This window comes from Bradyrhizobium sp. (genome assembly GCF_035652035.1).
GTDB lineage: Bacteria > Pseudomonadota > Alphaproteobacteria > Rhizobiales > Xanthobacteraceae > Bradyrhizobium.
On record NZ_DASREO010000008.1, the window covers coordinates 1 to 14,134 of the forward strand.

Here is a 14,134-nt window from a genome sequence, read left to right on the forward strand (position 1 = left end):
AGCATTCACGCTGTTGTTGTCAGCATCCCAGACGCCGCCGCCGGCGCCGCCGAAGATGTAGAAGCCGGTCCAGTTATAAACCGGCTCGGGCATCACGGGCGCCTTGGTGTAGGGGGCGCGCGCGGGAAGGTCGGCCGCCAGAGCCGATCCGGTGAACGCCGCGGCCGCGGTCAATGCCAGCACCAACTTCTTCATCGTCTACCTCTTTCAGCGTTTTGCGCCGCAGCGACGCAATCTCGATTCTGGCCTCATTTATAAATGTTTCTGGCCAAAAAGCTGTGGCGAGGGGAGCACACCTGGCAGAAAACGACAAAATCGACGAGATGCCTGGGGGTAAAAAATCCTTAAAAAACAGTTACAAAGAGCAAAATCCTACCGCACCCAACCGAATGGCCGGGCCTGCTCGAAATCCCTAGACGTCGAGCAGCTCCTCATTGGCGAATTCAGCCTTGTCGGAGATGAAGGCGAAGCGGGCCTCGGCCTTTGTCCCCATCAGCCGCTCGACCGAATCGGCGGTGCCTTCGCGGTCATCGGCCAGCAGCACCACCTTCAGCAGCGTCCGTTTCGACGGGTCCATCGTGGTTTCCTTGAGCTGCGCCGGCATCATCTCGCCAAGGCCTTTGAAGCGGCTGACATCGACCTTGGCATTGGCGTTGAACTCGCTCTTGAGCAGCGCGTCACGGTGCGCATCGTCGCGGGCGTAAAAGGTCTTGCTGCCGTGGCTGAGACGGTAGAGCGGCGGGACGGCGAGAAAGAGGTGCCCCTCGTCGATCAGCCGCGGCATCTGCCGGTAGAAGAAGGTAATCAGCAGCGAAGCGATGTGCGCGCCGTCGACGTCGGCGTCGGTCATGATGATGATGCGGGAGTAGCGCAGATCTTCCTCGCGGTACTGCGCACCGGTGCCGCAGCCGATCGCCTGGATCAGGTCGGCGAGCTGCGCATTGGCGACGAGCTTGTCCTTGGTCGCCGACGCCACGTTCAGGATCTTGCCGCGAAGGGGAAGGATGGCTTGCGTCTTGCGGTCGCGCGCCTGCTTGGCGCTGCCGCCGGCCGAGTCGCCTTCGACGATGAAGAGTTCGGAGCCCTCCGCCGCCGTGTCGGTGCAATCGGCGAGCTTGCCGGGAAGCCGCAGCTTCTTCACCGCGGTCTTGCGTGAGATCTCCTTCTCGGCGCGGCGGCGCAATCGCTCCTCGGCGCGCTCGACGACGAAATCAAGCAGCTTGTTCGCCTGCAACGGATTGCCCGACAGCCAATGGTCGAACGGATCCTTGATCGCCTGCTCGACGATGCGTTGCGCTTCGGCGGTGGCAAGCCGGTCCTTGGTCTGGCCCTGAAACTCGGGCTCGCGAACGAACACGGACAGCATCACGGCAGCGCCCACCATCACGTCTTCAGAGGTGATGGAGGCTGCACGCTTGCCCTGGCCGACGCGCTCGGCGTGATCCTTTAGGCCCCGCAGCAGAGCGCTGCGCATGCCGGATTCATGCGTGCCGCCGTCCTGGGTCGGAATGGTGTTGCAGTACGATGAGAGGAAGCCGTCGGCGTCCGCCGTCCAGGCCACCGCCCATTCGCAGGCGCCATGCGCGCCGGTGCGGCCCGATTTGCCGGAGAAAATATCCGGATGCACCAGCGTGTCGGCGTGGATTGCCGCGGCCAGATAATCCTTCAAGCCGCCCGGAAAGTGAAAGCTGTCCGCGGCCGGAACGTCCTCGATGCCTTTCAGCAGGGACGGGTCGCAGCTCCAGCGGATTTCGACGCCGCCGAACAGGTAGGCTTTCGAACGCGCCATCTTGAACAGGCGCTGCGGCTTGAACGTAGCCTTGGCGCCGAAAATTTCCGGATCGGGCTTGAAGCGGACTTTGGTGCCACGGCGATTGTGGACTTTGCCGAGCTCCTCGAGCTTGCCCTTGGGATGGCCGCGCTCGAACGCCATGCGATAAAGCTGCTGTCCGGTCGCGACCTCGACCTCCAGCCGCGCCGAAAGTGCGTTGACGACGGATACGCCGACGCCGTGCAAGCCGCCCGAGGTCTCATAGACCTTGGAGTCGAACTTACCGCCGGCATGCAGCGTGCACATCACGACTTCGAGTGCAGACTTTTTCGGAAATTTCGGATGCGGATCGACGGGGATGCCGCGGCCATTATCGGTGACGGTCAAGAATCCGTCGGCGCCAAGTTCGACCTCGATGAAGGTCGCATGTCCCGCCAGCGCCTCGTCCATCGAGTTGTCGATGACTTCGGCGAACAGATGGTGCAACGCTTTCTCGTCGGTGCCGCCGATATACATGCCGGGGCGCCGCCGGACCGGCTCGAGCCCCTCGAGGACTTCGATGTCGCGAGCAGTGTAGCCAGCTTCAGCGCTGCTGGGTCGCGAGGCGGCCTTCGCGGCTGCGCGGCCTTTCGGTGCGGCTTCGAAGAGGTCGTTGGATGGCTTTGCTTTGGCGTTAGATTTCAGTGGCTTAGGCATATTTCTTCAGGTGATGTGGGGATGGCGCGGCGAATCGGCCTTGGACCGACTATGCCACGGATGGCCTTTAAAAGTGACCGTCGTAAGGGGAGCGCCCCGCCTGATCTTCAGACCCGCGAGGTGCGGAAAACAATCAGCGCAAACAGGGCAACGGCGGTCAGCACGATCAGTGAGCCGATGATCGGCAGGACAATGAAGCTTTCGCCTTTTTTGATGACGACCGCGACGCCCACGGGAAATAGGATCGCGCCGATGAACTGCAGCAAGCCCTGCCATTTCGCCAGCGCATGGTCGCGGGCCGCAGGCACCATTCGATAGTAGAGGCCGAACACGAACAGGAGAACGCCGCCGATGAGGTTGAAATGGGCGTGCGCCGGCGCGAGGGAGAATTCCTGTCGGACCCCCATCTCGATTCCCCAGACCATGCCGACGATCAAGAACATGACGCCCGCGCGCATCATCAATGAATCAACCATGTGGTTCGTCCCCGCTTCAAATTAGCCAGCAATTGAAGATCAACTGAGCGTGCTTTGACCTTGCGTTTGCGGTCATTGTGACTTGATGTTGTCGGTCCGGCCAGCTTAAACGGGCCGTTTTAGACAGCTCATTTGCCGCGAAAGGCCTATTTGAATGGAAGAATATACGCGCACGTTGGCCGATTTCGTGCGCGACCATCAGGCCTGGGCTGCTCCGATCGTGCTTCTGCTCGCGTTCGGGGAGTCGCTCGCGTTCATTTCGCTGCTCATCCCGGCCTGGGGCGCGCTGGTGGCGATCGGCGCGTTGATCGGCGTCAGCGGCATCAGTTTCTGGCCGCTCTGCATCGCCGGCGGTGTCGGTGCGGCGCTCGGCGACTGGGTCTCCTACTGGTTCGGCTACAAGTACAAGGAGCACGTTGCGCAGATGTGGCCGCTGTCGCGCTATCCGGAAATCCTGCCGCGCGGCGAGGCTTTCGTCAGAAGGTGGGGCGTGCCGAGCATTTTCATCGGCCGGTTTTTCGGACCCCTGCGCGCGTCGGTGCCGCTTGCCGCCGGCATTTTCGAGATGCCGTATTGGTCGTTCCAGATCGCCAATTTTGTCTCGGCCTTGATCTGGTCGGCGGCGCTCTTGCTGTTCGGCGACGTGATCGCCAGAATCGTCGAATGGGTTTTGCGCCTGGTTTGAGCGGTTAATTCGCGGAAATCCTTGACGGCGGGAAGCTGCGGCCTTATAGCCGCAGCCCCATGATCAACGCCATGACCACATTCCTGGCCTATCGCCGCCGCCGCGCCACCGCGGTATGGGCGATCGTTCGCGTTTAGATCATCGCCTTTGCCGCCGGATCCGATCCGCGGCATGCTCTCCTGTCAGCGCATCTGATCCCGGCGGCTTCATACGGAGCCACGAAGCAGAGCCACGCAGGAGTTTGAGATGTATACGCCTCCACTGTTCAAACAGGATCGCACCGCAAGCCTTGAGTTTGCGGAAGAGCACGGATTCGGCATGGTTTGCGCATGGAACGGCGCACGCCCGATCGCTTCTTCACTGCCATTCTACCTGCGCCATGCCGATGACGGCGCGCTCCAGGTCCTGTTTCATGTCGCGCGCGGCAATCCGCTGGCGAAGCTCGCGGACGGCACAACGCCGTGGCTACTCGCGGCCAGCGGTCCCGATGCCTATGTATCGGCCGACTGGTACGTCTCGCCCGATCAGGTGCCGACCTGGCTCTATCAGTCGGTCCACCTGACAGGCCCGGTAAGGGTACTGTCGGACGAGGAGTTGGCCGTTCAGATCGATACGTTGAGCGCGAAATTCGAAAACTGGCTGTTGCCGAAGAAGCCGTGGACGTCGGCAAAGATGACGCCGGCGCGGCTGGAGACGATGAAGAAAGCGATTGTCGGGCTTGTCATGACGGTGCAGGACGTCGAGGGTAGCTTCAAGTTGAACCAGCATAAGTCCGAAGCCGACTATGCGGCGGTCGCGGCCGCAATGGCGCAGCGACCCGACACGGGTTCGCAACAGATTGCTGATCTGATGCGAAAAGCGCGGCCACAGGCCTTTGCAAATCAAGAGAAGCTCGAAAGGAACGTGCCATGAGCCTTTCCGAAACCAGCCAGCCCAAGGCTTCCGCAGCCAAAGCGAAGCCTACTGTGTTCGTCGACGGCGCGTCGGGCACGACCGGCCTTGGCATCAACGAGCGGCTGCGGTTGCAGAGCGACGTCGTGGTGAAGGCGATTGCGGAAGACAAGCGCAAGGATCCGGGTGCCAAGCGCGCGCTGATGGAAGAGGTCGATCTCGTCGTTCTTTGTTTGCCGGATGAGGCCGCACGCGAAACCGTTGCGGTGGTCGACGGCATGGGTGCGGCCGGGCCGAAAATCCTGGACGCCTCGACCGCGTTCCGGACTGCGCCTGACTGGGCTTATGGCTTTCCTGAACTTGCGCCCGGCCAGGCCGACAAGATCAGGACGTCGCGGAAGGTCGCCAATCCCGGCTGCTATCCGACCGGCGCGATCGCGCTGATCAGGCCGCTGGTCGATGCCGGTCTCGTTCCGTCGGATTATCCGCTCACTGTGAATGCGGTCAGCGGCTATTCCGGCGGCGGCAAATCGATGATCGAAGATTTCGAGAGCGGCCATGCGCCGTCGTTTTTCCTTTACGGTCTTGGCTTCGAGCACAAGCATTTGCCGGAGATGCAGCTTTACTCTGGTCTGACGCACCGGCCGATCTTCGTGCCGTCGGTCGGCGACTTCCGGCAGGGCATGCTGGTCTCGGTGCCGCTGCAACTCGACCAGCTCAAGGGAAAAGTCAGCGGCGCCGACCTGCACGCGGCGCTCGCCAAACGCTACGACGGCTCCCGATATGTTTCGGTGATGCCGCTGGACAATGCGGCAGTCAAAAGCGGCAAGCTCGAGCCGGAGGCCCTCAACGACACCAACATGCTCGAGCTCTACGTCGTTGCGAGCGACAAGCACCGCCAGGCGGTTCTGGTCGCGCGGCTCGACAACCTCGGCAAGGGTGCGTCAGGTGCGGCCGTGCAGAACATGCGCCTGATGCTGGGGCTTGCCGACGGCTGAGGCGGCCGGCGCCGCCGACCAGGCCCGGGCAGGGTAATCCAAAATCAACACTGCGGCGGCGCGCCGCAAGCGTGACGCTGCCTCGCGGCAGATCGCCGCCGCATGTCGATGCCGATCGTGAATGAAACTCACACGTCAACGAAGGGGATATCAGCATGAAGAAGAAAGTCGCCGTGCTCGGCGCGTCCGGCTACACCGGCTCCGACGCCATCCGCCTGCTTGTGCGGCATCCTGACGTCGAGATCGCTGCGCTCACCGCCAACACCCATGCCGGCAAGGCGATCGACGAAGTGTTTCCGCATTTCTTTGCGCCGGACCTGCCTGATCTGACCGAGTGGGAAGCCGTCGATTGGAAGAAACAGGATGCGGTGATCTGCGGTTTGCCGCACGGCACCACGCAGGGGATCATTGCCGCGGTGCTGACGGCCAATCCCGCGATCAAGGTCCTCGACATGTCCGCGGATTTCCGGCTGCGCGACAAGGCCGCCTACGCACATTGGTATGGCCATGAGCATCGCGCGCTGCATCTGCAGGATGAGGCGGTCTATGGCCTCACCGAATTCTACCGCGAGAAGATCGCCGCATCGCGCCTCGTCGCCTGTCCCGGCTGCTACCCGACCGCGGTGCTGCTGGCGTTGCTGCCGCTGGTGAAGGCTCGTCTCGTCGACGCCCACGACCTCGTGATCGATGCCAAATCGGGCGTCACCGGTTCGGGCCGCGGACTGAAGATGGCCTCGCTGTTCTCGGAAGCGGGCGAGGGATTGTCGCCTTATTCGATCGGCACGCACCGGCATTCATCCGAGATCGAGCAGGAAATCAGCGCTGTTGCGGGTGCGGCCGTGACGGTGAACTTCACGCCGCATCTGGTGCCAATGGCGCGGGGCGAGCTCTGCACGTGTTACGTCAGGCTCAATGGGAGCACAGTGGAGGACCTAGGTGCGGCGCTGGAGCAGACCTATCGGGGTGAGCCGTTCGTGCATGTCACGAGGGACGGCGCGATCCCGCGGACCCAGAACGTGCGCGGCTCGAACCATGTGCAGATCGGCGTATTCCCTGATCGCATCAAGGGCCGCGCCGTCGTCATTGCAACCCTGGACAATCTGGTGAAAGGTTCGGCAGGGCAGGCGATCCAGAACATGAACCTGATGTTCGGCTGGCCTGAAGCCACAGGACTTGAGCAGATCGCGCTATTTCCATGATGGAGGCGATTGTGGACGAGACGACGCTGCAATTTTATCGAGATAACGCCGAATCCTATGCGGCGTGGGCGAAAGCGCCGTCGACGCGGCTGATCGGCTTTCTCGGATTGTTGCCGGAAGGCGGCTCAATTCTCGAACTCGGCTGCGGCGCCGGCAATCACGCCGCCGAAATGCTGGCGCGGGGCTTTGCGCTGCGCGCCACCGACGGCTCGCCTGAAATGGCGGCGATCGCATCAAAGCGGCTCAATCATCCTGTTGCGACCATGCGGTTCGACGAGCTGGACGACAGCGATGCGTACGATGGCGTTTGGGCCAACGCCTGTCTGTTGCATGTGCCAAAAGACGAACTCGCCGGAATTCTCGGGCGCATTCATCGCGCGCTGAAATCCGGCGGCTTGTTTTATGCAAGCTACAAGGCGGGCGACGGAGACGGTCGGGATTCCATCGGCCGCTATTACAGTTACGTCACGGCGGATTGGCTTCGCGCGACCTACGCCGAGGCGGGGCCGTGGCAGACGGTCAGCTTTGATACGAGCGAGATCAAGAGCTTTGACGGGGCGCCGGCCACCATGCTGCATTTCGTCATGCGCAAGGGCTGAGGCCGCCGACGTCGGCGGCGCTCCTCAGACGATTTTGAAGATCGCGAGCGCCAGCACGACCTGTGCGAAGAAGCCGACGGTAAACGCCAGCGTGCGGAACACCGGCACGCCCATCGTGTAGACGATGAGATGCGCCACCCGTGCCCAGAAGTAGATCGCGGTCGCGTAGACCGTCCATTTCGTCGAATAATCGAGCTCGGCAAGGATCAGGACCAGCGGCGCAAACACGACGAGGTTTTCCACCGCATTGTCGTGCGCGAACATCAAACGGTTCGCCCATTCCGAATGCGGCTTGTCGCCACGAGACGGATTGGCCATTGAGCCCATCAGGCCACGAACCGTGATTCGATTGAGGATGTAGGGGACCCACAACAAGCCTGTCAGAATCACCGTGAGCGTCAGCCAGAACAGTTCGGGCGTCATCAATCCAGGCGTCATCTTTTCCCCCTGCTAATGCAAATCGATCCTAGTGCCGCCTGTTTGAAGTTCCTGCACCACACGAGGTGTAACACGAACTTCGGAAGGTGGGCACCAGCGCACGATCCGCTCATGCTTATACCTGAATGATGATGGCAGCGCTACGCGCGGACGCGAACGTAGCTGCCGGGCGCGTCCTCGATCGCCGGCAGCGCCGCGGCGCCGACTTCGCGCGCCGCCACTTGCTCGGGGTCGATGGTCTCCAGCCATTGCCGCCAGTCCGGCCACCATGAACCCTTGTGCTCCTTCGCGCCCTTGATCCAATCGGCGAGCGTCGTGTCCGTGACCTTGTCGTTGGTCCAGTACTGGTACTTTCCGGCCGCGGGCGGATTGACGACGCCTGCGATATGACCCGACCCTGACAGCACATATTTCACCGGCCCGCCGAAAAACTGCGAGCCGTAAAGCACGGAATCGGCCGGCGCGATGTGGTCCTCGCGGGTGGCGAGGTTGTAGACGGGCACCTTGACCTTCGAAAGATCGAGCAAGGTGTTGTCGAGCACCATGCTTCCCGTCGACAGCCGATTCTCCAGGTAGCAGTTGCGCAGGTAGTAGGAGTGGTTGGCTGCCGGCATCCGCGTCGCATCCGAATTCCAGTGCAACAGATCGAACGACGACGGCTGCTTTCCCTTCAGATAATTGCTGACGACGTAGGACCAGATCAGGTCGTTTGATCGCAGCATGTTGAACGCCATGGCCATCTTGGCGCCTTCGAGCACGCCGGAGGCGCGCATGTCGCGCTCGATAGCCGAAATCTGGTCTTCATCGACGAACACAAGCAGGTCGCCGGCATGGGTGAAGTCGACTTGCGCCGCCAGGAACGTCGCCGAGGTCACGCGGACGCGGCGCTTTTCGGCAAGCCACGCCAGCGTGGTCGCCAGCAGCGTGCCGCCGACGCAATAGCCCATGGTGTGGACCTTCATCTCGCCGGTGACGCGCTCGATCGCGTCCATCGCGGCGAGCGGGCCTTCCTTCATGTAGTCGTCCCAGGTCTTTTCTCCGAGACTCTTGTCCGGGTTGACCCAGGAAATCACGAACACCGTGATGCCCTGATCGACGCACCATTTGACGAAGGATTTTTCCGGCTTGAGATCGAGAATGTAGAACTTGTTGATCCAGGGCGGCACGATCAGAAGCGGGGTCCGCAGCACGCTCTCGGTCGTCGGCGTGTACTGGATCAGTTGCATCAGGTCGTTCTGGAAGATCACCTTGCCCGGCGTCGTCGCCATGTTGACGCCGACTTCGAGGTTCGACGGATCGGACTGACGGATCCGCAGCGTACCGTGGCCGGCCTCGATGTCCTCGGCCAGCATCTTCATGCCGCGGACGAGATTGTCGCCGCTTGAGGTCAATGTCTCGCGCAGCACCTCCGGGTTGGTGAGCACGAAATTCGACGGGGCCATCGCATTCGTGAGTTGCTGGACGTAAAACGCCGCCTTCTTGCGCGTATGCGGATCAAGGCCGTCGGCGTCGCGAACGAGGTCGTTGGCCCACTGCGCGGTGAGCAGATAGAGCTGCAGGATGAAATCGAAGAACTGGTTCGACTTCCATTCGGGATCGGCGAACCGCTTGTCGCGCGGCGAGGGCGCGGCGACGGGCGTCACCTCCTCGCCGGCAAGCCGCCGCACCGAATTGCCCCACAAATCGAGATAGGCCTTGCCGATCCGGGTCTGGATCTCGCTGGATCGATCGGGGTCCGACAGCCAGTATTCGGCGACCGCGCTGAACGTCTTGACCAGTTCGGTGACCTCGTTCGGAGGCTTGTCCTGAACATCGCCGGACGCAGCCGGCTTCAGATAGGCCGCTAGCGCCTGACCGCCGCTTTCCATCGCCTTGGCGATATTCATCGCGAAAGCTTCGGCGTTGAACTTGGTCTCACTCTGGACTTCTGAGGTCACGCTTGTCATGCGGCAACACTATAGCTTCGTTTCAACTTCGTCACCGACGAGATCGGCGCTGAAAAATAGGCAGTTAACTCGCGAAAAGTTGCTGTTGCACTGCGATATTTCTGATGGTTCTGTCTTATTGCGGCCTAGGAGGCCCGGTTTCTTGTTTGGCCTTTACAGATTTCGGGTGACAATGGATTGAGCGCCGGAAACCTGTTTGGTCAAATTGTGTCGGCGCTGATGAGTTCAAGGATGGATGTGTCGGGGAAGCGGCAAATCGGAGCGTTGGCCGGGGCGACGTTGCTGCTCGCGGCGATAGCGCTTGGCGGCTGTTCCACGTCGATCGCCGAAATGCCGATCGGCAGCGCTTCATCCGATACAAGGGCCAAAGAAACCAACGCGTATTTGCCGGTGAATGCACTGCCGCCCGCGCGCGAGGAAGCCGTCATGGATTCGGACGAGCGCGCCAAGGTCCAGAAAGAACTGGTCACCGCGCGCGACCATCAGGCTTCCGCTGCAGCAGCCAAAGGCCAGGGTCAACCGGCTGATCAAAACCAGCCGCAGAACCAGGCTCAAGCCCAGGCCCCGAAATAATCGCGCGTGTCGCTTGGGCCGTGCTAGAATTGATGAGCTGATCCCGGAAAGTTGGGACGAAGCTTAAACCACTTCAGCCTTACATCTCACTAAGTAATTGATTTTATGTGGATTGTAGGCAGAAGCAAGAGTGCCTGCGAGGGGGCATGCGCGAATCTGAATTTTGTCCTCTCAAGGGTTACCGGAGTTGAAGGGTCCCATGGAAGAGTTTTACCGCATCCGCCGTCTGCCGCCTTACGTGTTCGAACAGGTCAACCGGGCCAAGGCGGCCGCGCGCAATGCCGGGGCAGACATCATCGATCTCGGCATGGGAAATCCGGACCTGCCGACGCCGGCCCATGTGCTCGACAAGCTGAAGGAGACGCTCGGCAAGCCGCGCACAGATCGCTACTCCGCTTCGCGCGGCATTCCCGGCCTGCGCCGGGCCCAGGCCGCCTATTACGATCGGCGCTTCGGCGTCAAACTCAATCCCGAGACCCAGATCGTCGCCACGCTGGGATCGAAAGAGGGTTTCGCCAACGTCGCCCAGGCGATCACCGCGCCCGGTGATGTGGTGCTGTGCCCCAATCCGAGCTACCCGATTCATGCCTTCGGCTTTTTGATGGCCGGCGGCGTGATCCGATCGGTCCCGTCGGAGCCGACGCCGCAGTTTTTCGAGGCCTGCGAGCGCGCGATCATCCATTCGATCCCGAAGCCACTGGCGCTCGTTGTCTGCTATCCCTCGAACCCGACGGCCTATGTCGCGGATCTGGATTTCTACCGGGATCTCGTGGCGTTTGCCAAAAAGCACGAGATCTTCATTCTGTCCGACCTCGCTTATGCCGAGGTCTATTTCGACGACAAGAAGCCGCCGCCCTCGGTGTTGCAGGTCCCCGGCGCCATCGACGTGACAGTCGAATTCACCTCGATGTCGAAGACCTTTTCGATGGCAGGCTGGCGCATGGGGTTTGCCGTCGGCAACGAGCGAATCATCGCGGCGCTGGCGAGGGTCAAATCCTATCTCGATTACGGCGCCTTCACGCCGATCCAGGTCGCGGCCACCGCGGCTCTCAATGGTCCCGAAGATTGCATTCGCGAGATGCGCGATACCTATCGCAAGCGCAGGGACGCGCTGGTCGAATCTTTCGGCCGCGCCGGATGGGACATTCCGCCGCCGGAGGCCTCGATGTTCGCCTGGGCGCCGCTGCCGGAAGCCTTTCGCGGCGTCGGCAGCATGCAATTCGCGACCCTGATGGTGGAAAAGTCCGGGGTCGTGGTCTCGCCCGGCGTCGGTTTTGGCGAGCACGGCGAGGGCTTTGTCCGCATCGCGATGGTGGAAAACGAGCAGCGGATCCGCCAGGCCGCTCGCGGGGTGCGCCGCTTCCTTGAAAGCGGCATCGAAACATTGCACAACGTGGTTCCTCTCGCCAACCGGCGCTAACATCAGCTGCCCGCGCTTTTCGCGCGGGCGACCTTCCGGCAGGTTTTTCTAAGTCATGGTCGCACCCCTGAAAGTGGGTATTGCGGGGCTCGGCACCGTCGGTGCCGAAGTGGTCCGTCTGATCGAGCAGCAGAGCCGGGTGCTCTCGGCGCGCTGCGGCCGCGGTGTTCGCGTGGTCGCTGTCACCGCGCGCTCAAAAGCCAAGAAACGGAATCTCGACCTGCAAGGCGTCGAATGGGCCAAAAGCCCGCTTGAGCTTGCGAGCCATCCCAATGTCGATTGTTTCGTCGAACTGATGGGCGGCGCGGGCGAGCCGGCGTTGTCCGCAATCGAGACCGCGCTGAAGGGCGGAAAATCGGTCGTGACCGCCAACAAGGCGCTCATCGCCAAGCATGGGCTCAAGCTCGCCAAGGCCGCCGAGCAATCCGGGGCTGCGCTGAATTTCGAGGCGGCGGTGGGCGCTGCGATCCCCGTCGTCAAGACGCTGCGCGAGGGGCTTGCGGGCACCGCAGTCAATCGCGTCTACGGCATTCTCAACGGCACCTGCAACTACATCCTCACAAGGATGGAGCAGGAGGGGCTTTCGTTCGCCGAATGTCTGAAGGATGCCCAGCGTCTCGGTTATGCCGAGGCCAATCCGTCGTTTGACGTCGATGGCCACGACACCGCGCAGAAGCTCGCCATCCTCGCAAGTCTCGCGTTCGGCACAAAAGTGTCGCAGAGCGCGGTCTATGTCGAAGGCATCTCCTCGATTGCGCCGGAGGATTTGCGCGCCGCAGCCGAGCTCGGCTACCGCGTTAAATTGCTCGGGGTCGCGGTACGCACCGCAAAAGGCATCGAGCAGCGCGTGCATCCGACCATGGTGCCCAAGACGTCCTCGATCGCGCAGGTCATGGGCGTCACCAATGCGGTGACCATCGACGGCGAGGGCATTCCCCCCATTACGCTGGTTGGCCCGGGCGCGGGCGGCGCGGCGACCGCCTCCGCGGTCGTCGCCGACATCGCCGATGTGGCGCGCGGCGTCCGGGCGCTGCCGTTCGGGCGTCCCGTGGAGCGATTGCGTGCAATCGAGAAGGCGCCGATGGAGCGGCACGAGGGCGGCTATTACATCCGCCTGATGGCGCGGGATCTCGCCGGCACGGCCGCCACCATCGCGACGCGGCTTGCGGAACAAAAAATTTCCATTGAATCGATTGTCCAGCGTCATGCCAACGGCGTTGACGCCGTGCAAACTGCGGGAAAAGCTGCGCCGGTGCCGGTCATCCTGATCACTTACGCGACGAGCGAGGACGCGGTACACCGCGCGCTCGACGCCGTGCAGCGTGACAAGGTGATCAGCGGGCGTCCGCAGGTGATCCGGATCGAGAAGAATTGAAATGCAGGTCGAACCAGCGCTGACACAAAGCCTGCAAGTGAAGTTTTAAGAGGAGTTCGCCGATGTCGTCCCATATTTCAGTTCCGCCCCAACTGCTGCTCGAGCGGATCCTGACGCTCGAACTCGTACGGGTGACGGAGCGCGCGGCAGTCTCGGCGGCACGTCTGCGCGGCCACGGCAACGAAAAGGCGGCCGATCAGGCGGCGGTGGACGCCATGCGGCGCGAGCTCAACAAGCTGCCGATCGAGGGCACGATCGTGATCGGCGAGGGCGAGCGCGACGAAGCGCCGATGCTGTTCATCGGCGAGACGGTCGGACTGAAAGCCGGCCCGAAGGTCGATATCGCGGTCGATCCGCTCGAAGGCACGACGCTGTGCGCCAAGAACATGCCGGGCGCGATCGCGACCATGGCGATGGCGGATGGCGGCACCCTGCTGCACGCCCCCGACGTTTACATGCAGAAGCTTGCGATTGGCCCGGGCTATCAAAAGGGCGTCGTCGAGCTCGATGCGGCGCCGGCCGACAATGTGCGTCGCCTTGCCAAGGCGAAAGGCGTCGACCCGTCGGCTATCACGGTCTTGGTGCTCGATCGTCCCCGTCATGCCGACATCATCAACGGCGTCCGGTCGACCGGCGCCGCTGTCCGCCTGATTACCGACGGCGACGTTGCCGGCGTCATCCATTGCGCCGATCCCGACAACACCGGCGTCGATATGTATATCGGCACCGGCGGCGCGCCCGAGGGCGTGTTGGCGGCGGTGGCGCTCCGCTGTATCGGCGGCCAGATGCAGTGCCGGCTCATTCTCGACAGCGAGGAAAAGCGCGAGCGCGCCCACAAGATGGGCATCAAGGATCCGAAGCAGATCTATGGCATCGAGGACATGGCGCGGGGCGATTGCCTGTTCGCCGCCACTGGCGTCACCGACGGCTCGCTGCTCTCGGGCGTCAAATTCCGCAAGGACGTCATCCAGACCGAGACCGTGGTGATGCGCTCGGTGACCGGGACGGTGCGCTACATCAAGGCCGACCACCGCCAGCTCGACAAGTTTCATCTGGATTGATGCTCT

At 62.2% G+C, this 14,134-nt stretch carries 13 protein-coding genes and 1 pseudogene; 9 read left to right on the top strand and 5 right to left on the bottom strand.

All coding sequences use genetic code 11. From position 1 onward, the window contains the following. The 3 genes and pseudogenes from VFB05_RS02625 to VFB05_RS02635 form a co-directional block, all read right to left on the bottom strand. Nucleotides 1–195, bottom strand: a pseudogene (locus tag VFB05_RS02625) (porin family protein); the annotation flags it as partial. Nucleotides 196–412: 217 nt separating this feature from the next. Continuing rightward, nucleotides 413–2,467, bottom strand: coding sequence for a DNA topoisomerase IV subunit B (gene parE, locus VFB05_RS02630; RefSeq protein ID WP_325008477.1), 2,055 nt, complete (start codon nucleotides 2,465–2,467; stop codon nucleotides 413–415). A gap of 107 nt (nucleotides 2,468–2,574) precedes the next feature. Then, on the bottom strand, nucleotides 2,575–2,910 hold the full coding sequence (locus VFB05_RS02635) for a hypothetical protein (protein WP_325008692.1): 336 nt from the start codon (nucleotides 2,908–2,910) through the stop codon (nucleotides 2,575–2,577). A 187-nt stretch (nucleotides 2,911–3,097) separates the two neighbouring features. Between VFB05_RS02635 and VFB05_RS02640 the strand changes: the two genes are divergently transcribed. From VFB05_RS02640 to VFB05_RS02660, 5 genes are all read left to right on the top strand, one after another. After that, on the top strand, nucleotides 3,098–3,628 hold the full coding sequence (locus VFB05_RS02640; RefSeq protein ID WP_325008479.1) for a DedA family protein: 531 nt from the start codon (nucleotides 3,098–3,100) through the stop codon (nucleotides 3,626–3,628). 246 nt (nucleotides 3,629–3,874) lie between these two features. Then, nucleotides 3,875–4,540, top strand: a complete 666-nt coding sequence (locus VFB05_RS02645; protein ID WP_325008481.1) for an FMN-binding negative transcriptional regulator — start codon at nucleotides 3,875–3,877, stop codon at nucleotides 4,538–4,540. Then, the gene (argC, locus tag VFB05_RS02650; protein WP_325008483.1) at nucleotides 4,537–5,517 is read left to right on the top strand and encodes an N-acetyl-gamma-glutamyl-phosphate reductase; all 981 of its coding nucleotides are present in this window, start codon (nucleotides 4,537–4,539) and stop codon (nucleotides 5,515–5,517) included. The genes VFB05_RS02645 and argC (VFB05_RS02650) overlap by 4 nt, the downstream gene beginning before the upstream one ends. A 155-nt stretch (nucleotides 5,518–5,672) precedes the next feature. Next, nucleotides 5,673–6,716 carry an N-acetyl-gamma-glutamyl-phosphate reductase gene (gene argC / locus VFB05_RS02655; RefSeq protein ID WP_325008485.1) on the top strand — a complete coding sequence of 348 codons (1,044 nt, stop codon included), beginning with the start codon at nucleotides 5,673–5,675 and terminating at the stop codon, nucleotides 6,714–6,716. Continuing rightward, nucleotides 6,716–7,315 (top strand): class I SAM-dependent DNA methyltransferase, encoded by a 600-nt coding sequence (locus VFB05_RS02660; RefSeq protein WP_414643138.1) that lies wholly within the window; start codon nucleotides 6,716–6,718, stop codon nucleotides 7,313–7,315. Before argC (VFB05_RS02655) ends, VFB05_RS02660 begins: the two co-directional genes overlap by 1 nt. Before the next feature lie 24 nt (nucleotides 7,316–7,339). Here the strand turns inward: VFB05_RS02660 and VFB05_RS02665 are convergent, their stop codons facing one another. Both VFB05_RS02665 and VFB05_RS02670 read right to left on the bottom strand, forming a co-directional pair. Further along, nucleotides 7,340–7,738: an MAPEG family protein gene (locus tag VFB05_RS02665; protein WP_325008694.1), complete on the bottom strand. Its 399-nt coding sequence runs from the start codon at nucleotides 7,736–7,738 to the stop codon at nucleotides 7,340–7,342. A 155-nt stretch (nucleotides 7,739–7,893) separates the two neighbouring features. After that, nucleotides 7,894–9,699 carry a class I poly(R)-hydroxyalkanoic acid synthase gene (locus VFB05_RS02670; RefSeq protein WP_325008489.1) on the bottom strand — a complete coding sequence of 602 codons (1,806 nt, stop codon included), beginning with the start codon at nucleotides 9,697–9,699 and terminating at the stop codon, nucleotides 7,894–7,896. A 279-nt stretch (nucleotides 9,700–9,978) separates the two neighbouring features. Between VFB05_RS02670 and VFB05_RS02675 the strand changes: the two genes are divergently transcribed. The 4 genes from VFB05_RS02675 (at nucleotide 9,979) to glpX (ending at nucleotide 14,128) form a co-directional block, all read left to right on the top strand. After that, on the top strand, nucleotides 9,979–10,272 hold the full coding sequence (locus VFB05_RS02675) for a hypothetical protein (protein WP_325008492.1): 294 nt from the start codon (nucleotides 9,979–9,981) through the stop codon (nucleotides 10,270–10,272). A 199-nt stretch (nucleotides 10,273–10,471) separates the two neighbouring features. Then, entirely contained in the window at nucleotides 10,472–11,692 is a 1,221-nt protein-coding gene (locus VFB05_RS02680) for an LL-diaminopimelate aminotransferase (protein ID WP_325008494.1), read from the top strand. Nucleotides 11,693–11,747: 55 nt separating this feature from the next. Beyond that, nucleotides 11,748–13,067: a homoserine dehydrogenase gene (locus VFB05_RS02685; RefSeq protein WP_325008496.1), complete on the top strand. Its 1,320-nt coding sequence runs from the start codon at nucleotides 11,748–11,750 to the stop codon at nucleotides 13,065–13,067. A gap of 62 nt (nucleotides 13,068–13,129) precedes the next feature. Beyond that, a complete protein-coding gene (glpX, locus tag VFB05_RS02690; RefSeq protein ID WP_325008498.1) occupies nucleotides 13,130–14,128 on the top strand; it encodes a class II fructose-bisphosphatase in 999 nt (332 codons plus the stop codon). The last annotated feature ends 6 nt before the right edge of the window (nucleotides 14,129–14,134 follow it).